This window comes from Paenibacillus sp. FSL K6-1096 (genome assembly GCF_037977055.1).
Taxonomy (GTDB): Bacteria; Bacillota; Bacilli; order Paenibacillales; family Paenibacillaceae; genus Paenibacillus_AQ.
The window spans coordinates 4,233,309-4,257,290 of record NZ_CP150274.1 but is presented as its reverse complement, the minus strand read 5'-3'; the positions used below and the strand labels follow the sequence as shown (position 1 = coordinate 4,257,290).

Annotated in this window: 22 protein-coding genes; 8 read left to right on the top strand and 14 right to left on the bottom strand. The window is 56.8% G+C overall.

Annotated features, from left to right (window positions below; translation table 11 throughout):
• Positions 1–205 precede the first annotated feature (205 nt).
• The 3 genes from MHI24_RS18960 to MHI24_RS18950 are packed head-to-tail and all read left to right on the top strand — an operon-like array spanning position 206 to position 4,291.
• Positions 206–634, top strand: coding sequence for a chemotaxis protein CheW (locus MHI24_RS18960; RefSeq protein ID WP_340021082.1), 429 nt, complete (start codon positions 206–208; stop codon positions 632–634).
• Between the two features lie 31 nt (positions 635–665).
• On the top strand, positions 666–2,672 hold the full coding sequence (locus MHI24_RS18955; RefSeq protein ID WP_340021081.1) for a chemotaxis protein CheA: 2,007 nt from the start codon (positions 666–668) through the stop codon (positions 2,670–2,672).
• 29 nt (positions 2,673–2,701) lie between these two features.
• Complete coding sequence (locus tag MHI24_RS18950) at positions 2,702–4,291, top strand: methyl-accepting chemotaxis protein (protein ID WP_340021080.1); 1,590 nt, start codon at positions 2,702–2,704, stop codon at positions 4,289–4,291.
• Between the two features lie 500 nt (positions 4,292–4,791).
• On the opposite strand, the gene MHI24_RS18945 is transcribed toward MHI24_RS18950, so the two are convergent.
• Positions 4,792–5,475 (bottom strand): helix-turn-helix domain-containing protein, encoded by a 684-nt coding sequence (locus tag MHI24_RS18945; RefSeq protein WP_340021079.1) that lies wholly within the window; start codon positions 5,473–5,475, stop codon positions 4,792–4,794.
• A gap of 215 nt (positions 5,476–5,690) precedes the next feature.
• Here MHI24_RS18945 and MHI24_RS18940 point away from each other — a divergent pair, with 215 nt between their 5' ends.
• Positions 5,691–6,473: an MBL fold metallo-hydrolase gene (locus tag MHI24_RS18940; RefSeq protein ID WP_340021078.1), complete on the top strand. Its 783-nt coding sequence runs from the start codon at positions 5,691–5,693 to the stop codon at positions 6,471–6,473.
• 57 nt (positions 6,474–6,530) lie between these two features.
• On the opposite strand, the gene MHI24_RS18935 is transcribed toward MHI24_RS18940, so the two are convergent.
• The 8 genes from MHI24_RS18935 to MHI24_RS18900 form a co-directional block, all read right to left on the bottom strand.
• Positions 6,531–7,241, bottom strand: coding sequence for a hypothetical protein (locus MHI24_RS18935; RefSeq protein WP_340021076.1), 711 nt, complete (start codon positions 7,239–7,241; stop codon positions 6,531–6,533).
• A gap of 456 nt (positions 7,242–7,697) precedes the next feature.
• On the bottom strand, positions 7,698–8,162 hold the full coding sequence (locus MHI24_RS18930) for a DUF420 domain-containing protein (protein ID WP_340021075.1): 465 nt from the start codon (positions 8,160–8,162) through the stop codon (positions 7,698–7,700).
• Between the two features lie 36 nt (positions 8,163–8,198).
• Positions 8,199–9,107: a cytochrome c oxidase assembly factor CtaG gene (gene ctaG / locus MHI24_RS18925; protein ID WP_340026729.1), complete on the bottom strand. Its 909-nt coding sequence runs from the start codon at positions 9,105–9,107 to the stop codon at positions 8,199–8,201.
• A 27-nt stretch (positions 9,108–9,134) separates the two neighbouring features.
• A complete protein-coding gene (locus MHI24_RS18920; protein ID WP_340021074.1) occupies positions 9,135–9,461 on the bottom strand; it encodes a cytochrome C oxidase subunit IV family protein in 327 nt (108 codons plus the stop codon).
• A 4-nt stretch (positions 9,462–9,465) separates the two neighbouring features.
• Positions 9,466–10,092 carry a cytochrome (ubi)quinol oxidase subunit III gene (locus MHI24_RS18915; protein ID WP_340021073.1) on the bottom strand — a complete coding sequence of 209 codons (627 nt, stop codon included), beginning with the start codon at positions 10,090–10,092 and terminating at the stop codon, positions 9,466–9,468.
• 6 nt (positions 10,093–10,098) lie between these two features.
• Positions 10,099–11,937, bottom strand: coding sequence for a cytochrome c oxidase subunit I (gene ctaD, locus MHI24_RS18910; RefSeq protein WP_340026728.1), 1,839 nt, complete (start codon positions 11,935–11,937; stop codon positions 10,099–10,101).
• A 128-nt stretch (positions 11,938–12,065) separates the two neighbouring features.
• Positions 12,066–13,115 carry a cytochrome c oxidase subunit II gene (gene coxB / locus MHI24_RS18905; RefSeq protein ID WP_340021072.1) on the bottom strand — a complete coding sequence of 350 codons (1,050 nt, stop codon included), beginning with the start codon at positions 13,113–13,115 and terminating at the stop codon, positions 12,066–12,068.
• 424 nt (positions 13,116–13,539) lie between these two features.
• A complete protein-coding gene (locus MHI24_RS18900) occupies positions 13,540–13,728 on the bottom strand; it encodes a hypothetical protein (RefSeq protein WP_238650836.1) in 189 nt (62 codons plus the stop codon).
• A gap of 429 nt (positions 13,729–14,157) precedes the next feature.
• On the opposite strand from MHI24_RS18900, the gene MHI24_RS18895 reads away from it, so the two are divergent.
• Both MHI24_RS18895 and MHI24_RS18890 read left to right on the top strand, forming a co-directional pair.
• Positions 14,158–14,496: a hypothetical protein gene (locus MHI24_RS18895; RefSeq protein WP_340021071.1), complete on the top strand. Its 339-nt coding sequence runs from the start codon at positions 14,158–14,160 to the stop codon at positions 14,494–14,496.
• A 99-nt stretch (positions 14,497–14,595) separates the two neighbouring features.
• Positions 14,596–15,540, top strand: coding sequence for a diacylglycerol kinase family protein (locus MHI24_RS18890; RefSeq protein ID WP_340021070.1), 945 nt, complete (start codon positions 14,596–14,598; stop codon positions 15,538–15,540).
• A 461-nt stretch (positions 15,541–16,001) separates the two neighbouring features.
• Here MHI24_RS18890 and MHI24_RS18885 read toward each other — a convergent pair whose 3' ends face one another.
• From MHI24_RS18885 to MHI24_RS18875, 3 genes are read right to left on the bottom strand one after another with little or no spacing between them, the layout of a single operon-like run.
• Positions 16,002–16,307, bottom strand: coding sequence for a hypothetical protein (locus MHI24_RS18885; RefSeq protein ID WP_340021069.1), 306 nt, complete (start codon positions 16,305–16,307; stop codon positions 16,002–16,004).
• A gap of 45 nt (positions 16,308–16,352) precedes the next feature.
• A complete protein-coding gene (locus MHI24_RS18880) occupies positions 16,353–17,171 on the bottom strand; it encodes a helix-turn-helix domain-containing protein (RefSeq protein WP_340021067.1) in 819 nt (272 codons plus the stop codon).
• 35 nt (positions 17,172–17,206) lie between these two features.
• Positions 17,207–18,022, bottom strand: coding sequence for a zinc ribbon domain-containing protein (locus tag MHI24_RS18875; RefSeq protein WP_340021066.1), 816 nt, complete (start codon positions 18,020–18,022; stop codon positions 17,207–17,209).
• A 245-nt stretch (positions 18,023–18,267) separates the two neighbouring features.
• Between MHI24_RS18875 and MHI24_RS18870 the strand changes: the two genes are divergently transcribed.
• Both MHI24_RS18870 and MHI24_RS18865 read left to right on the top strand, forming a co-directional pair.
• The gene (locus tag MHI24_RS18870; RefSeq protein ID WP_340021065.1) at positions 18,268–18,642 is read left to right on the top strand and encodes a hypothetical protein; all 375 of its coding nucleotides are present in this window, start codon (positions 18,268–18,270) and stop codon (positions 18,640–18,642) included.
• A 226-nt stretch (positions 18,643–18,868) separates the two neighbouring features.
• On the top strand, positions 18,869–19,531 hold the full coding sequence (locus tag MHI24_RS18865) for a GTP pyrophosphokinase family protein (protein ID WP_340026727.1): 663 nt from the start codon (positions 18,869–18,871) through the stop codon (positions 19,529–19,531).
• A gap of 101 nt (positions 19,532–19,632) precedes the next feature.
• Here MHI24_RS18865 and MHI24_RS18860 read toward each other — a convergent pair whose 3' ends face one another.
• Positions 19,633–20,493 carry a hypothetical protein gene (locus MHI24_RS18860; RefSeq protein ID WP_340021064.1) on the bottom strand — a complete coding sequence of 287 codons (861 nt, stop codon included), beginning with the start codon at positions 20,491–20,493 and terminating at the stop codon, positions 19,633–19,635.
• Between the two features lie 84 nt (positions 20,494–20,577).
• Positions 20,578–23,667, bottom strand: a complete 3,090-nt coding sequence (locus tag MHI24_RS18855; protein ID WP_340021063.1) for a DEAD/DEAH box helicase — start codon at positions 23,665–23,667, stop codon at positions 20,578–20,580.
• Positions 23,668–23,982: the final 315 nt, after the last annotated feature.

The window sequence follows — 23,982 nt, the reverse complement described above, 5'->3', positions numbered from 1 at the left end:
ACTCCTCTGAAGTAAAACATGTCGCATAAGTGTTATTGTACGACATTTTTGTTGGTATTTTGATCCATTATTACACAAGGTGATTAACAGCGGGGCGCTGCAAGAATGGCAGCAGGATTCACCGCGCATATCCGGAGGGAAAGGAGGCTGCAGCCAGGACACTCACGCAAGGCACGCTACTATTCGAGGAAGCCGGAGGTACACTATGGAGTCCGCCTTACAAAAGCAATATGTGGAGTTCGGGATCGGGCAGGAGCATTATGCCATCCCCATCTCGGAGGTCCACGAAATTATCCGGATGCAGGAAATTACGGAGGTGCCTAACGGGCGCTATTATGTGAAGGGCATTATTAATCTGCGCGGCAAAATTGTCCCGGTGCTCAGCCTGAGAGTGCTGCTGGACCTGGAAGAGACCGCCTATACGAAGCATACCCGCATTCTGGTCGTTCATCACCAGGAGGAAGCGCTGGGGGTTATTGTGGACAAGGTCAATAAGGTCACCACCTTCAGTGATATTCAGCCTGCCCCGGACAGCATTGCGGGAGTCAGCGGTTCCTTCTTCAAGGGGGTCGGCTTCTCCTCCGAAGAGCTGGTCGGCATCCTGAAGCTGGATGAGATTCTGCTGCGGGACTGAACACAATGACCATACGGGGAGAAGGTGAAGGATGATTGATTTATCGGAATACCGCGGAATTTTCCTTGAAGAGCTGGAGGATCAGCTGCAGCTGATCGAGGATGAGGTGCTGCGGCTGGAGCAGACCGGGGAGACAGAGGCGGGCATCCAGCAGATCTTCCGGGCGGCCCATACCCTGAAGGGCTCGTCGGCCTCCATGGGCTATGACCGGCTGAAGGAGGTTACCCATCATCTGGAGCATCTGCTTCACCAGATGCGCAGCGGGGAGAGAAGCGTATCAGGGGAACTGATCCGCCTGTTCTTCCAGGCGCTGGATGGAATGCGGGCCTTGCAGCGGGAGATTGCTGCAGAAGACCGGGAGAAGACCGATGTATCCGGGCTGGTACAGAGGCTGAGTGCATTCGCGGGTGAAGAGCTGCAGGAGCAGGCAACGCCGCCGCCGGCAGCGCAGGCCGGGGCTTCCCTTCCGCTGCAGCTGCTGCGCCTTCACGTATGGCTCTCGCCGGACTGTGAAATGAAGCTGCCGCGGCTTCATCTGATCGATGCCAAGCTGCGGACCCTCGCCGCCGTCCTGAAGATGACACCGGAGCTGGACGGGACCCTGGCCCATGACAGCGGAATTGACGAGGCATCCTGGACGCTTGCGCCCAGAGTTCCGCTCCAGCAGCTCAAAGATGAAATTTCGTCCATCATGGACGTTGAACGTATCTACATAGAAGAACTGCCAGATTTGGACCAGAGTCCCGGCGGCCCCGCCAAGACGCACCTGCCGGAGCAGGCAGAACGGGCGGACCGGGATGTCCCGGAAGCGCCGGAGGCCGTACCTGCGGCGGCTGACAGAGCCAAACTGCAGACCATCCGCGTCCAGGTGGACCGCCTGGAGAAGCTGATGAACCTGGCAGGAGAGCTGGTGATCGACCAGACCCGGTTCCACCTTCTGAACCGCAGGTTCCACCAGCAATACGGCAACGGCGAGCTGACCGACGAGCTGGGGCAGCTTGCCGACCATCTGGCCATGATTACCGGAGAGCTGCAGGAGAGCATGATCAAGGTGCGGATGCTGCCGATCGAGCAGCTGTTCAGCCGCCTTCCGCGCATGGTCAGAGACTTGTCCGGCTCGCTGGACAAGCAGATTGAGCTGGTCCTTGAAGGCAAGGAGACGGAGCTGGACCGGACCCTGATCGAGGAGCTCGGCGATCCGCTGGTTCATCTGCTGCGCAATGCGGCCGATCACGGCATTGAGTCTCCAGAGGTCCGGCTCGCCGCCGGCAAGAATGCGGCAGGCACGATCAGGGTCGCCGCCTCCCATGAGGATAACCAGGTCATTCTGGTTATTGAGGATGACGGGGCCGGAATCGATGCCGAAGCAATCGCCCGCTCTGCGGTCCGCAAGGGCATTGTTACCGCAGAGGAAGCGGACAGTATGACGGAGGAGGAGGCGCTGCGGCTGATTTTCCGGCCCGGCTTCTCCACAGCCGCACAGATCAGCGATATTTCCGGGCGCGGAGTCGGGATGGATATCGTCCGCAATGACATTGAACGGCTGAACGGAATGATTGATATTGAGACCGTCAAGGGTAAGGGCACCCGCTTCCGCATCCGTCTGCCCCTGACGCTCGCGATTATCCGCGGGCTTCTGGTCAACGCCGGCGGAGCCACCTTCGTGATCCCTATGAGCAGTGTGGCCGAGATTATCCGCGCCGCCCAGGATGAGCTGCATTCTGTCCGGGGCCGGCCTGTGATTACCGCGCGGGGCCGGCTGGTGCCCGTAGTCTGGCTGCAGGACCTGCTGAGGCTGCCTGCCGGAGCAGGTAGGCACGCCGCTTCCCTCCCGCTCATCATTCTGGGACGCGGGGATAAGCGGCTGGCGCTGGCCGTGGATACGCTTGTCGGCAATCAGGACATCGTGATTAAGTCCCTGGGGTCCTACATGGGCAAGACAGAGGGTATCTCAGGGGCTGCCATTCTAGGGAACGGCACTATTGCACTCATTATAGATACAGCCAGTCTTTTCTTAACAACGGGAGTTTTCGCTTAACAAATTCAGCTGTACTGGGGGAAACTGATATGAAATGGTTCTATAACTTAAAAACAAGCGTCAAGCTAATCTCGTCCTTCCTGGTTGTCGCCGCCTTCCTGTCCTTCGTCGGGTTCTACGGGCTAGGCAACCTGGGTTCGATCAATAAGAGTCTGGATGATATGTATGTGAACAATCTGGTGCCCGTCTCTTCCCTTCAAAGCTCGCAGAACAGCTTCTCTGTTATGCGCGTAATCGTCAGGGACTTATACATCAAACAGACGCAGGAAGAACGGCAGCAACGGATAGAGGATTATAAAAAGGAGAAGCAAAATGTGCTCGACAGCATCGCCGCCTTCCGCAAAACCAAGCTGAGCGAGGATTCGGTGCAGGCCATCGCGCCGTTTGAAGCGGCTTGGAATGAATACCTGAACACCTATGATTCCCTGGTCAGTCTCTCTCTGGCCGGACAGGACGACAAGCTGCTGGAGATGCTGCGCGGCAATACGCTGAACAACCAGGGGGATGCCCTGAAGGATATTCTGAACAAGCTGATCACGATCAATACCCAGGAAGCGGATCAGGCGCGGCAGGATGGGGCCGCACTGTTCAACTCGGCGCGGAGTATTACCATAGGGATCATTATCTCCGCTGTCATTCTGTGCATTCTGCTCGGTTACATGATCTCGCGGATTATTTCAAAACCGCTGACCAAGGTAGTTGAGATTCTCTCCAAGGTATCGGGCGGCGACTTGCGCAGCCAGGCCGACATTGACACCAGGGATGAGATCGGGATGCTGGCGGCCAAGGTGAATGAGATGGTCACCAGTCTCCGCCAGACGGTGGGTGCCATCCTGATGCACTCCCAGAGCCTGTCCGCCGCCGCAGAGGAGATCTCCGCCAGCACGCAGGAGGTGGCCAGCGGCAGCACCACTACAGCGAATGATGCCGGAACGATCAGTGAATTGTTCAAAGAGCTGTCCAGCGCCATCCACTCGGTGGCCCAGAATACCGAGCAAGCCTCCGTCATCTCCGATGAGACGGTATCGATTGCCGAGAACGGGAACCGTATTATACAGGACTCCATGGAGAGCATGAATACCGTCAGCGGGCAGATGTCCAAGCTGGAGGAGGACTCCCAGAAGGTGGGTGAGATCATCGATGTCATCGAGGATATTGCCGATCAGACTAACCTGCTAGCCTTGAATGCCGCGATTGAGGCAGCCAGAGCAGGCGAACAGGGCCGCGGCTTCGCCGTAGTGGCCGATGAGGTGCGTAAGCTCGCCGAGCGCAGCGGCGAGGCCACGAAGCAGATCACCAGCATCATCAAGGGGATGCAGGTGAATACGCGCTCCAGCGTGAGCGCGGTTCAAGAGAGCGCTGAGCTGTCGCAGCAGACCGGAGCATCGTTCCACCAGATTGTGACGATGGTCAACAATGCCGGCCAGAAGATCTCCGAAATCGCCGCAGCCAGTGAGGAGCAGGCCGCACAGTCCACCGATGTGCTGGCTGCGGTGGAGAGCATCTCCGCCACCACCCAGCAGTCGGCCGCCAGCAGTGAGGAGACCGCCTCCTCCGCCCAATCCCTGGCCAGCCTGGCCGAGGAGCTGCAGGGCAGCGTGTCGTCGTTCCGGTTGTAGTCGTTATTACTCATGAAGCCTGCAGCTCCTAACGGAGCTTGCAGGTTTTTTGGGATTTTTTCAACGCCGAATGTGTCACTTTAGTTGTTAGATTTTTTTGGCGGATAATAGTGAAAAAAAGATGTGCTCCAATATAGCTGGCAACTCTTGGTGATGCATATTAGGATAACGTGTCATATTAGTAAGTTTGGCATCCGATGGAGGATGGACGTGATAGGGTTCAGTGGTAGTTTGATAGCGTTTGTCGTTTTTGTGAGGCTCGCTGTGGAATTTCAGGATGTCCACTCCGGTCTCATCTACCCAATCGTAGAAATAAACTTCTATTCGTCCCCTGCTGAGATGTTCAGTTATATATAATCGGGAAAGATACTTAAATACGAAGGTATGCCGTGTAAAGGAGATGGAGGTGAATAAGCCGCTGCCATCCCCGTCATATGAATTCATAATAATATTCGAAAAGTCTTTCTCCAACTGGCTGATGTTGGATGGTGGTCGAGTATTCAGTCCCATTTTCTTTCTACGGATTGCAGCAGACTGGACCATTGTATGGCATCACGGGATTGCTCTGGAGTTAAGTCTGTTTTTTTGCCTAGAGTCGCCTCAAATGTCCCGCCATATTTTTTCTCAAAATGCACCACAGCTTTAAAGATTTCAGCCATTTCCTCAGCCGCTGTCATTTCTTTGTTTCTGCCTATGCGTGTCTGCTCATCTTCATATCGTTTTGCAACCTCTGATAGAACGGACTTCATTCCAGTAGGGGCGGTATATATTGCATTCTCAGGGAACCTTACCTGCTTGTAACGTTCACCCTTCTCAATACCGTCGAATCGCCCAAGTGCAATCCAATTATGGATTGTTGCAATGCTCACTCCAAAGAAGCGGGCAACATCTCCTGTACTGTAGACCTTAGTGTTTAACGTTTCAGCTTCCATCCCTACTGTCACCATATGAATCAGTACTCTCTGGAGAGCTTGTTGAGAATTGCCATGAACCAGGTGGTTATTTACGGCTTGAAGTACTTCGGAAGGATTATGAATGGAATTCCGTTCAATGTAATTGGCCAAAGCTTTGATAAACAATGACATCTGTGTTTCACTCTCATGCAGATGCATTTTGAATACCTCAGAGATGGCTAAGGCTTCCGACAATGCTATTTCCTTCTCTGCCACATTAAACATATACATCACCTCACCTCCATTCTAACACTTCACTTTCACAAACTTCAATAAACTTAAACTAACTTAAAATGAAGTTATAATATAGTTATTACCTATTTCCGTTGAATATTACGCAAACTGTACAAAAACCTGCAGCTCCTAACGGAGCTTGCAGGTTTTTTGGGATTTTTTCGCACAGGCAGACGGGTATGCTTTATCATGAAACATTGGAGGGATGTCTAATGAATGATTCTTGGTTTACAGTAACAGCGATTGATAATTCAACCTTTGCCATCAGCGAATACGGACATTGGGAACAGGTGCATTCCTTCCTGTTGCTCGGAGCGGACAAGGCGGCGCTGATTGATACAGGGCTCGGCATAGGGAATATCCGCACCATCACTGACCAACTGACCACTCTGCCCATAGATGTCCTCACCACTCATGTCCATACGGACCATATCGGCAGCCATGGGGAATTCGAACGGATTTATGTGCACGAAGCGGATCAGAATTGGCTAGTCCACGGTATTCAGGGCTTGTCTCTGGAGCAGATCCGGCGGGACGTCAGCAGAGACATCACACGCCCGACACCGGAGACTTTTGCTCCTTCTACCTATAAGCCTTATCAGGGGCAGCCCGCTGGCCTGCTCCATGACGGAGATCGGATTGATCTGGGCGGGGGGCGAATCATCACGGTGTATCATACACCCGGGCATTCGCCGGGTCATCTGTGCTTCTGGGACGAGCGTCGGGGGTTCTTATTCAGTGGCGATCTGCTCTATGACACCTTGCCCGTCTATGCCTTTTACCCCTCCACGAGTCCCGCTGATCTGACGCGCTCCCTGCTGCGCATATCAGATATTAACGGCATCAGCAAAGTCTACGGCTCACACCACACCCTCGGACTTGATCCTGAGATTCTTCTGGAAGCAAAACGGGCGGCACGGTATCTGCAGGAGCAGGGGCTTGATCATTTTGGAACGGGGATACACCAGTTCAATGGCTTCAGTGTGCAGTTTTGAACATAGTTGATTGGATGCAGCGGGGCTGTTACATCTCGCTTCAATCCTTTCGGGGAACTAGAGATACCAGCATAAATTTTTGAAAAAAACCGGGTTGTCGGGATCTCCTGATTCATGAATGACTAAATACAGGTTCTTCACCTGTGTAGCAAGCTGCCGGATAAGGTCATCCTGCTCAATTTCCTCCATACTAAAACCGCTCACATCAATCGATAATGGATTAACATACGAAGGTATTAGAGAGCCTTGCAACAAATAATTATAGAAATCATTTGGCTCGCTTTCCCTATGATCCGGTTCTATCTCAAAATATGCTTTATGTATGAAGTCTTGAACGAATGTCCTATCAATGTAAAAGTGACGGATAACGGGGTTAATACGGTTGTCTGCAATCAGCTCTGAGAAAGCCTGAAGCGCCAGAGAATTGAGCTCACTAACCTGTACATTCATCGTTCTCCCATCTTCCCAGAGAGAAATGAAGACCTTGTCGAAAATCATGGCTAGCTCGTTACCCGCCTCATCAACATTCTCAGCAAACAATACAATCTGCTCTGTTTTAGAAAAAGTTGACTCAAAGTTACGCCGGCAGAAATATTCATGTGCGAGCGCGGCCTGAATACCGATACTGTTCAGGATAATCGCTTTAATGGTGTTCTCGTCTTGGTCAGATGGCGGGTAGTACCTTTTTAAAGTTATGCTATGAAGGTTCTCAGCAGTAAGCACTTCTTTTTCGATTGGTTTCATTTCTTGAAAGGTGATTTTCCTCAATAGCAAGCCCTGCCTCTCCATAAATTAGCACATAGTTATGTAACTATTCGGCCTGCACACTCTCGCACCTGCCAAATGTGTTCGGTTTTTCGACTATATTTGGCCACGGGCCTTCCCGCGAGCTCAATGTGATCGGTTTTTCGACTATATTTGGCCACGGGCCTTCCAGCGAGCGCAATGTGATCGGTTTTTCGACTACATTTGGCAACAGACCTTCCCATGAGCGAATTGTGATCGGTTTTTCGATTACATTTGGTCACGAACCTTCCGGTGAGCGCAATGTGATCGGTTTTTCGACTACATTTCGCCCGCACGCCCGCTGCCCGCCTAATGTGTTCGTTTTTCCACATACATCCGGCCCACATCCCGGCTCCTCATTACAAAAAAGCCCGCCCATCCCCCGCAGCAGCGGAGCAGATGGACAGGCTTTTCCTATGATCCCGGGCTTCTCACGGCCTAAGCGCCCAGAATGATTTCCCAGACCGGCTTCGTGTGGCCGCCCGGATAAAAGACGTAGAGCAGTACATAGACGGCGACGCCCGTAATGGCGGTGATGAACCAGATGACAGACGTTACCCGCCCCCACTTGCGGTGCTTGGCATACTTGGCCTTGAAGCCGAGCGTCAGCGTGGTGATCCCGAATACGGCAGCGACCGTAGCCAGCACGATGTGGAAGATCAGGAAGATGTGGTAGATTGTCGTCAGGTTCTCCGGGCCGCCCCAGGACGTATTCCCCACGAATACCGTCCGGGAAGAGTACACCAGGAAGAAGAGAATCGCTGCCACCGCAGCCGCAATCATCGTCTTCTTGTGGGCCTCGCGCTTGCCCTGAATGATCTGTCTCCAGCCGATCGCTACCAGCACCGCACTAATCACGATGAACGATGTGCTGATCGTAGGAAACAATGTGAAAATATCCATGAATATCCCCCTCGGTGCTTACCAGCTCATTGTAGGTCAGACCTCCTCCGCCAGTGCAGAGGAAGGTGCGGACACCTCCGTGTCCTCCTGTCCGTTCTCTTTTTTATACCAATGATAGAACACATAAGCAAGCATCGAGGCGAAAATAAATTCCTGAATGAACTTCATCACGATACCGCCCACCTGCTGATCTACCTTGGGGGACAGGGTGCCGAAGAAGCCGGGGCCGCCAAACGCCTGCAGCAGAGCCTCCGGACGCTGAGGTACACAATACCCCATCGCCTTCGCCCAGGTCGCAGGATCGCTATAGGTGGCATACAAGGGAGAACTGGCGAAAATAATCAGCCCGCAGGCCGGTGTCAGCAGAACCATGTTCAGGAAGATGAACCCAACCTGGCCCAGTCCGCTGAGCGCCCGGTATTCCGGCAGCGGATTAATCAGATTCCACCACATCAGCGCCGAGGTGAGGAACAGTACGCCATAATACAGGCGGTGGACGGTGAAGTTCAGCATGACATAATCATGAATCACAGGAACATGGTACAGCGAGAACAGGCCATTGAAGAGCAGAGCGGCCACAACCGGCTTCGCGAGAAAAGCCAGCCCCTTCAGCGGATTCACCCGCAGCACCGCGCGCCAGCACCAGTCGGGGATACCCAGCATGATCAGAGGGACCGCCACCAGATAGGATAGCGCCATGCTGACCATATGGTAAGAGAACAGGATATGCCCCAGCAGGCTGACCGGTCCGCCCTGGGCCAGATAGAGCGCCAGCATTCCGCATAAGAACAGCCCCCTCCGCCAGAAGGGGACTGCAGTGCTGCCCCCGAGCCGGGAGGACAGCGGTCCGATCAGCACGAAATATCCGGCTGTCAGGAGGAGCATCACGGCCAGAAACAGCGGGCTCCATAATTCACTAAAGCTGAAATATTGCAATCCCGGCAGCATACGCGAGACCTCCCCGGACCGTTATTAATCCCACCATACCCAGTAGAGCGCCATTACAATACAAGTCCCTGCGATGAAAAAGCCGCCCAGCATGAAGATAATCGGCAGCATATGCCCTTTATCCTTCAGATGCATCCAGAAGCCCATCTGCAGGAACACCTGGAGCACAGCCATCACCAACAGCAGAATGACAGCAAAGGTTGCGTTCACCCCTCCGGCAGCCACCGCTGCGAAGGCGATCAGGGTCAGGACGACCGAGAACACGAACACGACAATATGCCGCTGCGGCCCCTCCGTGCGGTGCCGGTGCTTCACCGGAGAGCCGGAGGACGAATGCTGATTCGTTGTCATGGCTTCAGCCCACCTTTCCGAGCAGGTATACTACGGTGAAGATAAAGACCCATACTACGTCAATAAAGTGCCAGTACATCGCCGATACATAGATCTTCGGTGCGGTAACCACCGTCAGCCCTTTATGCATGAGCTGGCCGATCAGTACGGCGATCCAGACAATCCCGAACGCGACATGCGCGCCGTGGAAGCCGACCAGCGTATAGAAGGCCGAGCTGAACGCGCTGGTGGTCATCCCGAATTCCTCATGTCTGACATAGACGCTGAACTCATAAATCTCCAGGATCAGGAAGGCGAGTCCGAGCAGGACCGTCACCACCAGCCAGTTCCGCAGCCGGGCCACATTCCCCTGGTGCATCGCCTGGATGGCGAACACACTGGTCAAGCTGCTGACCAGCAGCAGGAAGGTCGCAGCCGCCACCAGCGGCAGATGGAACAGCTCATTCGCGCTAGGTCCGTCATTCGTCTGATTGCGCAGCGCCAGGAAGGTGGCGAACAGGGTGCCGAAGAGCACCGCTTCCCCGCCAAGGAACAGCCAGAAGGCCAGCACCTTGTTGCGTCCTTCCAGCGTTGCCTTCTCCGGTTCATGCGGGAGTGCCCCGTCCGCCGCTTCAGCATGTGCTGTTGTCATATCCGCTCACCTTCCTTCCAGCTCTTCGGGTTCAATATGCCAGCCGTGATCGTCGAACAGCGACCGCATCAGCATTGATCCGAAGGTAATGAGTAGCCCGAGCGCCGTAACAATATAGTTGTTGAACAGGAAGCTCATCATGCTGTTGTTGAACTCATCGCGGCTGAACATGAAGCCGAGGCCGGCGATGAAGATGCCCACAGACATCATGAACGGCAGCATGGTTGGCGAAGGCATATGGATGGAGCCGACCGGCTCGGCGGGAGTCATGGCCTTGTGTCCGGCCATTTTCTCCTTCCAGAAGGCATCCAGGCCCCGCACCAGCGGTGTCTGCTTGAAGTTGTATTCCGGCGGCGGCGAAGGAATCGTCCACTCCAGCGTCCGCCCGTCCTCCCAAGGATCATCCGGCGCATCAGCAGGACGTCTTGAGGTCAGAATCACATTTGTTAAAAAGATAATCGTTCCTACCCCCATCAGGAAAGCGCCGACCGTACTGACCAGATTCAGCGTGTCGAACTGCTGGTTCGGCAGATAGGTGAATACCCGCCGCTGCATCCCCATCAGCCCCAGGAAATGCTGCACGAAGAACGTCAGGTGGAAGCCGATGATGAAGGTCCAGAAGGTCCACTTGCCCAGCTTCTCGCTGAGCATCCGTCCGAACATCTTCGGCCACCAGTAGTGCAATCCGGCGAACAGCCCGAGCACCAGACCGCCGACAATGACATAGTGGAAATGCGCCACTACGAAGTAAGTATCATGGAACTGGAAGTCCGCCGGCGCGGAGGCCAGCATGACGCCCGTCACCCCGCCCATCGTGAAGGTCGGAATGAAGCCGGCCGCGAACAGGTTGGGGGTGGTGAAGCGTACCTGCCCGCCCCACATGGTGAACAGCCAGTTGAAGATTTTGATTCCGGTCGGCACAGCAATCAGCATCGTCGATACCGAGAACAGGGCATTCGCTACCGGACCGAGGCCGGTGGTGAACATGTGATGCGCCCAGACCATGAAGCCCAGGAAGGCGATCAGAATGGTGGCGAAGACCATGGAGCTATATCCGAACAGCCGCTTGCGCGAGAAGGTCGGAATGACCTCGGAGATGATGCCGAAGGCCGGAAGAATCAGAATATAGACCTCGGGATGGCCGAAAATCCAGAAGATATGCTGCCACAGCACCGGGTTCCCGCCGCCGGCTACTTCGAAGAAGTTGGCACCCAGAATCCGGTCGAAGGTCAGCAGGACCAGTCCGACAGTAACAGCAGGGAAGGCAAATAGAATAATAGCTGAAGTAATAAAGGTCGCCCAGGCGAACATTGGCATCCGCATGAAGGACATACCCGGCGCGCGCATCGTAATAATGGTTGCCAGGAAGTTAATGCCGCCGATGAGTGTACCAAGGCCCGCAATCTGCAGCCCGATCGTATAGAAGTCCACCCCGTGCGTTTTGCTGTAGCCTGTACCCGAGAGCGGGGTATACGCTGTCCAGCCCGCATCCGGCGCTCCGCCCATCACCCAGCTCAGGTTCAGCAGCAGGCCGCCGAACAGGAAGGTCCAGAAGCCGAGCGCGTTCAGAAAAGGAAAGGCAACGTCGCGCGCGCCGATCTGCAGCGGTATCACCGCATTCATCAGCGCGAAGATGATGGGCATGACCCCCAGGAAGATCATGGTCGTGCCATGCATCGTAATCAGTTCGTTGAAGGTCTGGGCATCCAGAAAGGTATTCATCGGCTTTATCAGCTGAATACGGATCAGAATGGCCTCCAGACCGCCGATGCCAAAGAAGAGTCCGCCGGCCCAGAGATAGAGGATGGCGATTTTTTTGTGGTCAACGGTAGTAATCCAGTCCATTAGCCCGGTGTGCCGTGTGACGCTGTGGCCAGGCTTCACGGGCTGGGAGGGCTGCAGGGATTGCGCTGCGTGAGCCAAGGTACGTACCCCCTTTTCAAATATGCTGCTATCACTTCAGGTTATAGGCTTCAGTCCAGCGTATACCCGGCCAGATACTCGGCAATTCCGTCAATTTCTGCATCGGTTAAGCCCAGGTCCTTCGGATTCGGCATCGTGTTGCCCGGCTTCACGCTCTGCGGATCATGCAGCCAGGTCTTCAGGTTCTCCAGCACCGGCGCGCCGTCCTCACGGGTATCGTCATTGAGCAGAATGCCCGCGACCGATTCACGGGAGCCGATTCCGGTCAGGCTTGGAGCCGCCGGGGAAGCAGGCATGCTGCCGATGGCATGGCAGGTCAGACACTGGGATTTGAACTTCTCGGCCAGCGCCGTGTCCTCAGGCATGACGGTCTCCGGGGCCTTCATCGAAGCGATCCATTTCTCAAAGGCATCACCGCTGACTGCCTTCACCTTGAACTCCATTAAGCCGTGGGAAGGTCCGCACAGCTCCGCGCATTTGCCCCGGTAAACGCCTTCATTCGGCGCACTGAAGCTGAAGCGGTTGACCGTGCCGTCAGGATTGGTATCCATTTTGCCCGCCAGCGAAGGCACCCAGAAGGAGTGCAGCACATCACTGGTGCCCAGCTCGAAGGAGATGTTCTTGCCTGTAGGGATGATCAGATCCTGCGCGGTCGTCACCCCGTAATCCTTATATTCGAACTCCCACCAGTACTGGTGGCCGGTCACCTTGACCTTGATGGCATCCTTATCATCCGAATGGTCATTGCCTGCAGCAAAGACTACCTTCACTGTAGGTACCGCAAGGATAACGACAAGAATAAGCGGGATGACTGTCCATATAACCTCCAGCTTGAAGCTGCCCTCCACCTGCTTGGGAATCTCGTCCTGATCTTTCTTCCTGCGGAAGCGAATCAATACATAGGCTGCAATTGAGAAGACAATAAGAAGCACCACGATCATGATCGTAATCGACAGCTTCATCAGTCCAAAGGAGCTTTCCGCTACGGGTCCCTGCGGTCTGAGTACCGACAAGTCCTCCCGTCCGCATCCGGCCAAAAGGAGTCCAAGTGCTGCGGTCATGGGAAGAAGCCGCTTTCCAGCCTGCCACGTTTTCATCATAGATCTACCCCGCTTTTCCCGAATTCGTAGATTAGAGTATTTTCCTGTCAATTATAACAATCACTAATAATATAAGTTCGCCCTCTTATTTTGTCAATCGTTCACAACAATTTCACATTATCATTTTTGAAATACAGAATGCTTGTCAGTACTGAATTTAAAAGCGCTTTCAAATTTATGCAAAAACTGTTACAATACTTTTAAAGCGTATTCAAGTGTAAATGTGTCTATGAATTCATTTGACATTCCTGTGACTTCGTACATAACAAACCTGTGCTTCACGCATACAAAAAAAACCGATTCCAGCGGCACGCCGCCCGGGCACGGTTTATGAGAATCCTCATGGATATGTTGGCTTATTGCTTCATTTGCCGGAATCACCAGGAACGAAACCGGACGAGCCGGTTGGTCCGCTTCTGTCTCTTCAGGAAACGGAGGAGTTCATTCTAACCAGTTCATGCTCCACAACCAGGGTCAGCTCTTCTTCATAGCCTCCCGTGATCCGGTACTTCCGGACGTACTCCTTCACAAATTTCTTGGGATCTTTGGGCCGGAAAATTCGTGTCATTTCCCGCAGGCTTTCCTTGACTTCGTTATGACCTTTACTTGCCATGATCAGTTCCCTCCCAAAACATTGAAAATGAATGCTCCGTTGTAGAGAATGCATGATGAAAAGTCCGCCGTAACCTAGAAATGCAGGCCGTGATTTGGGCTGAGAGTAAGGCTGTCCTATGCCAGACACCTTGACACTTTAATTACCCGAAGAGCCACTTGCTGAATCACTCCTTCCGGGCCTTATCGTTATATTGTAGCATATTCCGGCGTAACTTCCACCTTTCCATGTAAAATATGCAAATGGAAATTTTTAATAGGATATGCTTGTCAAGCTGATTGTGCTACAGATTCTAGTGTATCCAATCCTTCAGAAATTATTGGACAGATTCCCTGTCCTGCTCATACTTTGCGCGGGTTCCTCATAGGCTCTTAGGGAATACAGCCTGTATCTTGCCCTGTGTCCTCTAACTCAAGGAGAGTGAGCCTCTTGTCACCGTTCAGATCGTCCACCGGACTGCCCGACAACCTTGCCGCTGCCTTATGCTATTTCATCCCGTTCATCGGTCCCATTATCTTCCTTGCGCTGGAGAAGCGCAGCCGCTTCGTCCTGTTCCACTCACTGCAATCGCTGATCGCCTTCGGGGCGCTGATGATCGCCCATGTTCTCAGCGGCTTCATCCCGCTGCTCGGCCCCCTGGTGGCCGCCCTGCTCTCCCTGATCGGCTTCGCCGTCTGGCTGCTGATGATCTACCATGCCCTGGGCGGAAGATGGTTCAGGCTTCCCTGGGCCGGGCCCCTCGCCGAGAGCCAGCTCCGGCAGCTGTAGCCTGTTCACGGCTGCTTTCGCACAAAAAGATTCCCTTTTGCCTGTCCGCTCCTTACAATGGAGTAGACATTCAGGAATCTACAGGCTGGGGGAACATCCATGTATCTGTTCATCATAAATTCCCGCTCCGGCGGCGGAGCAGGCCTGCGGATCTGGCGCATCGTGGAAGCGCTGCTTCAGGCGCGCGCCCTTCCCTATGAAGCGCTGTTCACGCAGAGTGCGGACAGCGCGGAGAACAAGGTGCAGCACGCGCTCGCCCGCCGCGAGGACTGGCGCGCCGCCCTCGTGATCGGCGGCGACGGCACGATTCACAGCGTGCTGGGCGCGCTGCGGCGCAGAGGCCTCCCGCTGGGCATGATCCCGGCGGGTTCAGGCAACGACACCGCGCGCGGCTTCGGCATCCCGCTTGCGCCGGAGGCCGCGCTGGATGCCGCGCTGCAGGGCCGCTGCCTCGAAGCGGACCTGCTCTCCGCTTCCGGCCGGCTGACCCTGACGGCGGTCGCCAGCGGCTTTGACGCGCAGGTGGCCGTCAATGTGAACGGCAGCCGCTACAAGCGCCTGTGCAACGCCCTAGGAGCCGGGCGCCTGGCTTATATCATCGGCATTCTGCATACGCTGATGACGTTCAAGCCCTGCCGGGTCAGCGTCACCTGCGACGGGAAGGAGCAGACCTTCGAGCGGGCCTGGCTGGTCTCGGTCTGCAGCCTGCCCAGCTACGGCGGCGGGCTGCTGATCTGCCCGCAGGCGGAGCCGGCCGACGGCCTGCTCGACGTCTGCGTGGTCCACGGGATCAGCCGCGGGCAATTACTGCGGCTGTTCCCGACGGTGGTGAAGGGCAGGCATACGCGGCTGCCCTATGTCACCATGCTGCGCGGCCACAGCGCAGCCGTCCGCTTTGCGGAGCCGCGCCATGCCATCGGCGACGGCGAAGCGCTGGGCACAGCGCCGCTGGCCGTGCTCTGCGAGCCGGGAGCGCTGCGCGTGCTCTCGCCGCTGGCGGCGGCCGGGACGCAGGACGCGGCCGGGTCCAGCTGCGCCACGTAAGCGCCTAAGCCCGGCCGCATATATGACTCCCCTCCTTCCAGTAGAGCTCTGGACGGAGGGGAGTTTTTGGCGTGAATTCCGGCACACTCCGATTTGCCGTTACATCCGGCCCGCACACTCCCGCGCTCACCAATTGTGGTCGGTTTTTCGATTACATCCGGCCTACGCGCCATTCCCGTCTCCAATGTGGTCGGTTTTTCGATTACATTCGGCCTACGCGCCATTCCCGTCCCCAATGTGATCGCTTTTTTGATTACATTAGGCCTACGCGCCATTCCCGTCCCCAATGTGATCGCTTTTTCGATTACATCCGGCCGCACATCCCCGTACTCGCCTAATGTGTTCGGTTTTTCGCATATCTTACCCCCTACTCACAAAAACAACAGGCCCCAGAGTCATAAACCCCGAGGCCTGTCGTTTGCCCTGTCTGTTCAACTGTTCCTGTCGTGCTGTCTGTCCTGCTAAATTCCCGTCGGCTTCTGGGGCAGCAGGTTGCCGACAATCGACTTGAGCTCGCCCTCCTGCTGGCTGCCCTTCTTGCCGTTATCGAAGCTGGTAATGCGGATCTCCGAATAAGTCTCTCCCGGCGCTGCGGGCTTGAAGATCCACCTCTCCCGGTCCTCAAGCCGCACATTGAACTTCATGTCCTTGAACATCTCCACCAGCTCTTGTTCCCCGGGAGTCTTGCCTTCCTCCAGAAACAGCAGTCCGCGCAGCGGCTTGACTCCTTCCGGATGCTGCACTTCAAAATGAACAATACACTCCATGCTTGTCACCTCCCTAATATGCTTACAACCGCAACACAGGCAGGGTTACTCCGCCGGGTCTTCCCCCGCGCCCTCCTGGTCATGCAGCACATACTTGCTGTAGATCTTGCTGTAGCGTTCCCCATAGCGCCTCTGCAGCTCAGGTCCCATGTCCTCCTCCAGCTCGAACAGCACCATCTCCTGGGTAAAATGGTTCAGCAGCAGCTCCACCAGCACCGGATGCTCAGTCACAACCGCCTGCGCGGTCCCATCCTCATAACGCATCCCCAGCATGCACCAGCTCCGGTCAATGACGAAGGAGAATTTCCGGCCGCCGCTGCGCTGCGGCTTGCCCGGAAGAGGCGGCCACACCGGGTAAGGTGCCGGCACCGCATTCCCGCCGTCAAACGCCCACAGGAGCTTCACGCCACGCAGCTCGGCCTGCTCCAGCTCGCTGCGCAGCAGTGAGGCCTCCTCCCGCCATACATCAACCACGATCTCCTGGGAAGCCAGACCAAGCTGGCGCACCAGTTCTCCCATGACATTGCGGTCGCCCTCCACATTGTAAAATGAGGGGCTGACCGGCCCGCCGCGCGGCATCTCACTCTCCATATAGGCCAGCGATGCCTGGACCCGGCCGGAGATCATCGCTGCCAGCTCTTCCGGATCAAGCACGCTGTAGCGGGCAGGCTCCCCTTCACCGCAGCGCACGTAGCCCTGCTGGGTCAGACGCTGAAGCGCGGCATATACATTCGATCTTGATACTCCTAGCTGCTTTGCCACCTCGTAGCCCGAAGCCTGGCCTTTGCCGGCCAGCTCAACCATAATTTTGGATTCCATCTCGGTGAAACCCAAATTGCGCAGATGCAGCAGCAACTGTTCCATCTATGTTGTCCCCCTAAGCTGTCTTACAACCGCCTCTAGATTTGTTCCGAGCCGCAGCGCGGGCACCACATCGAGCCCTTCGGCAGATCTGCACGGCAGATCTGGCATTTCACAAGCTCCCGGGTCTCTCCCTCAAGCACCGGAGGCACTTCTGCCGGCCGGCTGGCCTCCCAGTCGCGGATGCGGCGGTCCAGCTCCAATTGCCGCTCCCGTTCGCGCTCCAGCTCATCGGCATCCCGCCGTCCCCGGTCTCCGCCTGCCGCTACCGGCTCATATGCTTCAGGCTCCGCTTCCTCCCCGATTTCCGGCACTGTGCCGGAATAGGGTGCGCGCGGCTCCATTCTGCGGGCTAATTCCCGTTCTTCCTCGGTCAGCTCCTCCTCGCCGTAGAACTGATCCTCCTCATCCTCATGCTGAAGAATCGTGTGTACCTTGGCTTCAGGCGCAGGAGATGGCGGTGCTGCAGCTGCGGCAGCCGCCGACTCCTTGCGCAGCGGAACCGGCTCCAGCTTGCGCCCGCAGTGCGGGCAGAAGTTGGCATCGAGCGCCGTGATCCGGCCGCAGGCGCACAGCCGCTCATTCTTGAGCTCGGCAATCCTTGCGCGCACACCATCGATCTGCTCCTGTATCTTATTGCAGGCGCGCGCCAGCTCGACCATCGGGCCTTCAGCCGCCGACATGTCCCTCGAACGGTATCCTTCGTAGAACAGCTTCCCCATTTTCAGGAATTCAACCTGCATCTCATGTTCAAGGTCAGAGATCTGCCCATTCAGCTTGCTCACTTCCACCGAGCTTTGCGCTTTTTCACTCACCCGGCTGGCACCGTCTTTAATGCGTTGCAGTAAATTCATTGTAGTTCCTCCTTCTCCAGAGTGAGAAATAGGCTGATCCCAGCCGCATATACCCTTCATCCATGCTTACCACCGCAGAACGCAGCGGAAACGTGACTCTATCATACCAAAAGTTAAGGCCAGATTCATTATTTGCCCTCAGGTGGTAAATACCAAGTATAGGCGGATTATGCCGCTCTTCCGGGATGCACAAGGCAACCCGCCGCAGCCTAAGTACATTACTTGAACAATATGGAGGGATCACTTTGCCTGACGGTAACCGTAAAAGGTATTTCGTAGCTGTGAACCACGGTCTGATCCAGGAGACGCGGAACGATTCCAATGAGTACGAAGTTCTGCTGTCCGGGGATGAGCTGACCGTGCTTCAGGACCTGCTGAATGAGCTGTCCCGGGGGGATGATTATGCCTTCCGGCGTGCTTTTGTCCCCTATAAGTCCGCCGATCATGACGAAGCTGCCGAGCAGTTCGATGACGCCACCATCCGCGTATTCCAGTACCTGCACGATCACGGCACAGAGGAGACGCGCCGGCAGATCGAGGGGCTGAACGTCTTACAGAAGCTGGAGCATACGGGATACGAGGACGAAGGCTACGGCGAAGGCTCGCCGACCAACAAATAATCCTGCCCCTTACCGCCGTCCCGCCCCAGGCCTGCTATGCATATAATGTGCTATACGCGCCTTAACGCAGAATGTTTCTCTTTGGCAACAATCCGGTTTTATTTTGCTTACGGGGCTGTACATCGGTTAAAATAGAATTACAAATAACGAAACCGGGAGAGTATCAGTGGAAGAAAATGATAGTACACAAGTAACTTTGAACAAGTTGCAGGTCCATGTGAAGGATATGCAGAAGTGGCAGATTAACGAGGATTTCGCCAAGCAGGTGGAGAATTTCAAGGCCCTGCCGGCGCTGTACCGCCATGCTCTCAATGAGCTTGAGAATAAAATCGAAATTATCCGCACAGAGTGGCAGGTGCGCGACGGCTTCAGTCCGATTGAGCATGTGAAGTGCCGGATCAAAGAGCCGAAGAGCATCGTCCACAAAATGCAGCGCAAGGGCATCGAGCTTAACCTGGAAAATATGGAGCAGCATATCCACGACATCGCAGGGATGCGGATTGTATGCGCCTTCGTGAAGGATATCTACCGGCTGGTTGATCACCTGTGCGCCCGCGAGGATATCCGCGTACTGGAGATCAAGGACTACATCGCCCATCCGAAGCCGAACGGCTACCAGAGCCTGCACCTGATTGTCGCCATCCCGCTTGTGCTGCTCGACGGCACCCGCTGGGTGAAGGCCGAGATGCAGATCCGGACGCTTGCCATGGATTTCTGGGCCAGCATGGAGCATATCCTTTACTACAAATTCGACAAACAGCTGCCCGCCCATGTGGCCGAGGAGCTGAAGGAAGCCGCGCGCGCCGCCGATGAGCTGGATCAGCGGATGCTGCGCCTGCGCCGCGAGATCCTTGAGCTGTCCGAGAACGGCAGCCTTAATGAGTCTTGAGCGGAGGGTTCAAAGACCCGGTTGCGGGTCACGATGAAAGAGGGGCACTTGTGCTCCTCTTTTTTGTTTGCCGACCGAACATACAAGTAACCTCCCTGCCGCTACAGCTTATTCAACTCCGCTGCCCGCCGGGCGGCGGACTCGGCCACCCGGCGCATCAGCAGGGCAAGCCCTTCGCGCGCCTTAGGGGTCTGGGGCAGGAGCGCGCTCCAGTCCTCTCCCGGCTCCATGACCTCCGGCAAAGCCGGGAACGGCCGTGGCGGCAGCTCATGGAACAGCGGCCCCGGCTGATGGAGCGAGCCTTCGGCAGCCGCCTCGGCCAGCCATTCGCCGGAGGAGACGGCCGGACCCTTGCGCTCCAGCCGGGCCAGCTCGGCCGCCAGCGACACCGGCGCAGGCGGCCCTTCCTCTCCGAGCTGCTCCTTCTCCCGATCCGCCCAGAGGGCGAATACACCGGAGAGCAGCTCCTCCTTGGACATGCCGCGCAGCGCAAGCGCCAGCAGCGGCTCCTTCACCAGCTGCTGCCGGATTCCCCGCAGCAGCTCCCCCACGGGCAGCAGGCCCCTGCCCTGTTCAAGAATGGCCTGCTCCAGCTCCGCATCCGCAGGGACAAGCTCCAGCCCGGCAAGCCTGCCGTTCAGGCTGCCCTGCAGCAGATCGTACAGCCCGCCCGGCTGCTCTGAGAACAGCCGCAGCACCTCACGCTTGCGGGCAGCCGCCCACTCCGCAAAACGCAGCGTGACAACCTCACGCCGTGCCTGCTCCTCCTCCTTACCCTGCGGTTCCCGCAGCTCACGTTGTCTTTCCTGCACGCTTTGCCGCGCCTGCTGCTCTTGTTTTTGGCGCTTCCCCTGCTTATCACCGGCTCTCCCCGCCTCATCTGCAGCAGCGCTCATCACGCTTCCGGTCGCCTTAATCACTCCAGGCAGCACCTCCAGCCGCAGCTCCAGCAGCTCACTCATCGATGTCGCCCTCCTTTATTCTCACAGTCCTTAACCCTGCCCATATCCAATCTTCTTCGCCTTATTTACACCGTCATAGCCGGTTTACATCCAATCCTGGCCCTGCAGCTCGATCAGTTCCTTCAGCTCATGGTTGGACATCTCGGTCAGCCAGTTCTCGCCGGAGCCGACGACCTGCTCGGACAGGCTTTTTTTGCGTTCAATCAGCTCATCGATCCGCTCCTCCAGCGTTCCCTGGCAGATCAGCTTATGCACCTGCACATTCTTGTGCTGGCCGATGCGGAAGGCCCGGTCCGTCGCCTGGTTCTCAACTGCGGGGTTCCACCAGCGGTCATAATGCAGTACATGGTTGGCCCGGGTCAGATTGAGGCCTACGCCTCCCGCCTTCAGCGAGAGCACGAAGAACGCAGGACCCTCCCCCTCCTGAAAAGCATGCACCATCTCGTCACGCTCCCGCTTCGGGATGCCGCCATGCAGGAACAGCGGCGCCTGGCCGTACCGTCTGGCCAGACGGCTGACCAGCAGCTCGCCCATCGCCACATACTGCGTGAAGATCAGCGCGGATTCGCCCAGCTCGGAGATGCTGTCCAGCACCTCGAACATCACATCCATTTTGCCGGAGGATTCGCTGCGCAGGCCCCGCCCCTCCTCGCTCCGGAACAGCTGCGGATGATCGCAGATCTGCTTCAGCTTGGTCAGGGAGGACAGCACCAGTCCGCGCCGGGCCATGCCCGAGCGCTCGCCGATCACGCCTAGCATCTCATCGACAACCCCCTGATACAGCGCGGCCTGCGTCTCCGTCAGCGGACAATACGACTTCAGCTCCAGCTTCTCAGGCAGATCCTTTGAGATATCGGGATCGCTTTTGAGGCGGCGCAGCAGGAAGGGCGAAACCAGACGGTGAAGCTCCTGCAGCCGCTCGCCCCCTTCCCCAGATACATAACGCTGGCGGAAGGAGTGATACGTCCCCAGATAGCCGGGATTGAGGAAATGAAAAATCGACCACAGCTCGCCCAGCCGGTTCTCCACCGGTGTCCCGGTCATCGCAATCCGGTGCGGCGCCGTCAGCTTCATAACGCTCTGCGCCTGCTTGGTGCGGTGGTTCTTAATATACTGCGCTTCATCCAGCACAACAGTGGACCAGCGCACCCCCGCCAGATCCTCGCTGTCCCGTCCGGCCAAGTGATAGGTGGTCAGCACAATCTCATGGCTGAGGGCAAGCTCCTTGAAGCCTTCGCCGCGTACCCGGCGTCCGCCGTGATGAATATGCACACTAAGCGAAGGGGCGAACCGCTGCAGCTCGCGCTGCCAGTTCCCGAGCAGCGAGGTCGGGCAGAGGATCAGCACAGGCTCCTGATGCTCCCCGGGCGGGGCGTTCAGCGCCCGGTCCAGCAGGCAGGTGATCACCTGCACCGTTTTGCCCAGGCCCATATCATCGGCCAGGCAGACGCCGAAGCCCAGGCCGCTTAGCGCGGCAAGCCATTGATAGCCCCGCTCCTGATAGGGCCGCAGCGTTCCGTTCAAACCGTCCGGCACCGGACGCAGCGGCAGCCCGCGCAGCACATCGCCGTGCATGAGAGAGGCCAGGAGGCCTGATGTCTCCATCCCTGTGACCGGCAGCCCCTTCCACAGCCGTTCCTCGCCGTCCTCGGCCTCAAGACGCATCCATTCCGCTGCCGTCATCTCTCCGCTCTCGCTGCGCTTCATATATCTCAGGACCTGACGGACCTCCTTCGGGTCCACTTCAATCCATTCTCCACGGAAGCGCACAAACGGCACCCCCGCTTCCACCAGGGCATTCAACTCCGCTTCTGTGATATCAGAATCCCCCAGAGAGGCTTCCATACGGAAGGAGATCAGCTCCTCCATGCCCAGAGCAGACTTAACCGGGCCCTCGCCTCCGCCGGCCGGCGGCTGCATCCGCATCCTCATGCCAATCTTCCGCCGGCCTTCACGGCTCCAGCGCGAAGGCATCTGCACCGTAATTCCCCGCTCGCGCAGCTGCTGCACCGTCTCCTTCAGGAAGAAATAGAGCCGCTCCGGTGACAGCACCACGCCGTCCGGCGCAGGCTCAGCCAGCGCCCGCTGAATATCCGGCGACAGCTTCGCCGCCCGCCCCAGCGCGGCTAACAGCTGCTGCTGGATATTACGGTAGCGTTTGCCCCATAAGGTGAATTCCCGCTCCCGGCTGCTCCAGACCGCCTCCGCCGGAATCCAGAATTCCCCCTCCTCCCGGCTCTCGGCCCAGAAGCTGAGCCGCCACAGCTCGCTGTCCTCTTCAGGCGGCTCCAGCCGCAGGCCCAGGCTCAGCTGTCCGTTGCCCGCTTCCTCTGCAGCAAAATGCGGCATCTCATGATCCGATGTGCCGTTAACCGCCTCCAGCAGCTCCGTTACCTCTGCCAGAGTGCCCTGTACAGGAATATCCCGGCTGCCGGTCAGCAGGCTGTTCCACCACAGCTCTGTCAGCGGGGAATAGCCGCGGCGGTAATTGGCCTTGTACGCAGCCAGCTCACTCTCATGAGCGGCTGTCACCTGCTTGATCTCCGCTGTCATGACCGCCTGCAGGAACGAATAGAGCACATAGGCGCCCGCTTCCTCACGGGAGGACACCTCCCCTTCCCCGGCGGCATGCGCGCCGAGCGCAAGCACCGGCATGGATGCCGCCAGCTGCAGGAAGAATTCATGGTCGGCCGCATCCCGGAAGGACGGCGACCAGCATACAGCTGCCGCCTGCTCGCCGCCGCGCCGCCGGGTGCCCGCGGTACGCGGCTGCCGGGCGCCGGGCACAATGGCCCCCTTGCCCATCAGCTCCAGCGCGAACCGGGCCGCTTCCGCCCAGTAGCGCAGCTCGCCGCCCGGCTCGATCCCCTGGGCACGGGCCGCCTGCTCATCCCAGGCCAGCAGCAGCCCGAAGGCATCCTTCGGGGTCAGCGCCAGTCCTTCAAGGGTGCGTCCGGGCAGGGTGCGCCGCGCAGGTCTTCCATCCGCCGGGGCTGCAGCCGGGTACTTTACCTCCGCCAGCCGCAGCGCCGCACCCGCCAAAGGCCGCCAGCCGCCGTTCAGCTCCAGCCGTTTAACCACCCGCGTCCATGCGTCCACCTTCGGCTCGGAGGTCTCGCCCGAGAAGCAGAATAACACATCCCCTAACCATATCGCATACAGATGCTTAATCATCGATGATCTCCATTCTTTTCAGCCAACAGAAAGAGCCAGCCCCTCCTGAGCGGGAGACTGTATCCTCTGTGCTTTCCTCATCCCTTCATCTTATACGAAAAAACCCGGTTTTAAAAACCCCTTCGCTCTATTTTCTGTTATTTTCCGCAGATTTTTCTGCAAACCGGAGTAAAGTGCGGCAAAAGCGCTCCTCTTGAGACCGCCCAATACAGCCCAAAGAACCGGACTCCCCTCTGTACAGAAGGAATCCGGCCCTTTTTAACAGACAATCCACCTAGTAGCCCCTCAGAATTAAACAAGTGATTTCATGGGATA

Coding starts and splice junctions, on each gene's coding strand:
- MHI24_RS18960 (WP_340021082.1), top strand. CDS start 206: ATGGAGTCCGCCTTACAAAAGCAATATGTGGAGTTCGGGATCGGGCAG.
- MHI24_RS18955 (WP_340021081.1), top strand. CDS start 666: ATGATTGATTTATCGGAATACCGCGGAATTTTCCTTGAAGAGCTGGAG.
- MHI24_RS18950 (WP_340021080.1), top strand. CDS start 2,702: ATGAAATGGTTCTATAACTTAAAAACAAGCGTCAAGCTAATCTCGTCC.
- MHI24_RS18945 (WP_340021079.1), bottom strand. CDS start 5,475: ATGTATATGTTTAATGTGGCAGAGAAGGAAATAGCATTGTCGGAAGCC.
- MHI24_RS18940 (WP_340021078.1), top strand. CDS start 5,691: ATGAATGATTCTTGGTTTACAGTAACAGCGATTGATAATTCAACCTTT.
- MHI24_RS18930 (WP_340021075.1), bottom strand. CDS start 8,162: ATGGATATTTTCACATTGTTTCCTACGATCAGCACATCGTTCATCGTG.
- MHI24_RS18920 (WP_340021074.1), bottom strand. CDS start 9,461: ATGACAACGAATCAGCATTCGTCCTCCGGCTCTCCGGTGAAGCACCGG.
- MHI24_RS18915 (WP_340021073.1), bottom strand. CDS start 10,092: ATGACAACAGCACATGCTGAAGCGGCGGACGGGGCACTCCCGCATGAA.
- ctaD (WP_340026728.1), bottom strand. CDS start 11,937: ATGGACTGGATTACTACCGTTGACCACAAAAAAATCGCCATCCTCTAT.
- coxB (WP_340021072.1), bottom strand. CDS start 13,115: ATGATGAAAACGTGGCAGGCTGGAAAGCGGCTTCTTCCCATGACCGCA.
- MHI24_RS18900 (WP_238650836.1), bottom strand. CDS start 13,728: ATGGCAAGTAAAGGTCATAACGAAGTCAAGGAAAGCCTGCGGGAAATG.
- MHI24_RS18890 (WP_340021070.1), top strand. CDS start 14,596: ATGTATCTGTTCATCATAAATTCCCGCTCCGGCGGCGGAGCAGGCCTG.
- MHI24_RS18885 (WP_340021069.1), bottom strand. CDS start 16,307: ATGGAGTGTATTGTTCATTTTGAAGTGCAGCATCCGGAAGGAGTCAAG.
- MHI24_RS18880 (WP_340021067.1), bottom strand. CDS start 17,171: ATGGAACAGTTGCTGCTGCATCTGCGCAATTTGGGTTTCACCGAGATG.
- MHI24_RS18875 (WP_340021066.1), bottom strand. CDS start 18,022: ATGAATTTACTGCAACGCATTAAAGACGGTGCCAGCCGGGTGAGTGAA.
- MHI24_RS18865 (WP_340026727.1), top strand. CDS start 18,869: ATGCAGAAGTGGCAGATTAACGAGGATTTCGCCAAGCAGGTGGAGAAT.
- MHI24_RS18860 (WP_340021064.1), bottom strand. CDS start 20,493: ATGAGTGAGCTGCTGGAGCTGCGGCTGGAGGTGCTGCCTGGAGTGATT.
- MHI24_RS18855 (WP_340021063.1), bottom strand. CDS start 23,667: ATGATTAAGCATCTGTATGCGATATGGTTAGGGGATGTGTTATTCTGC.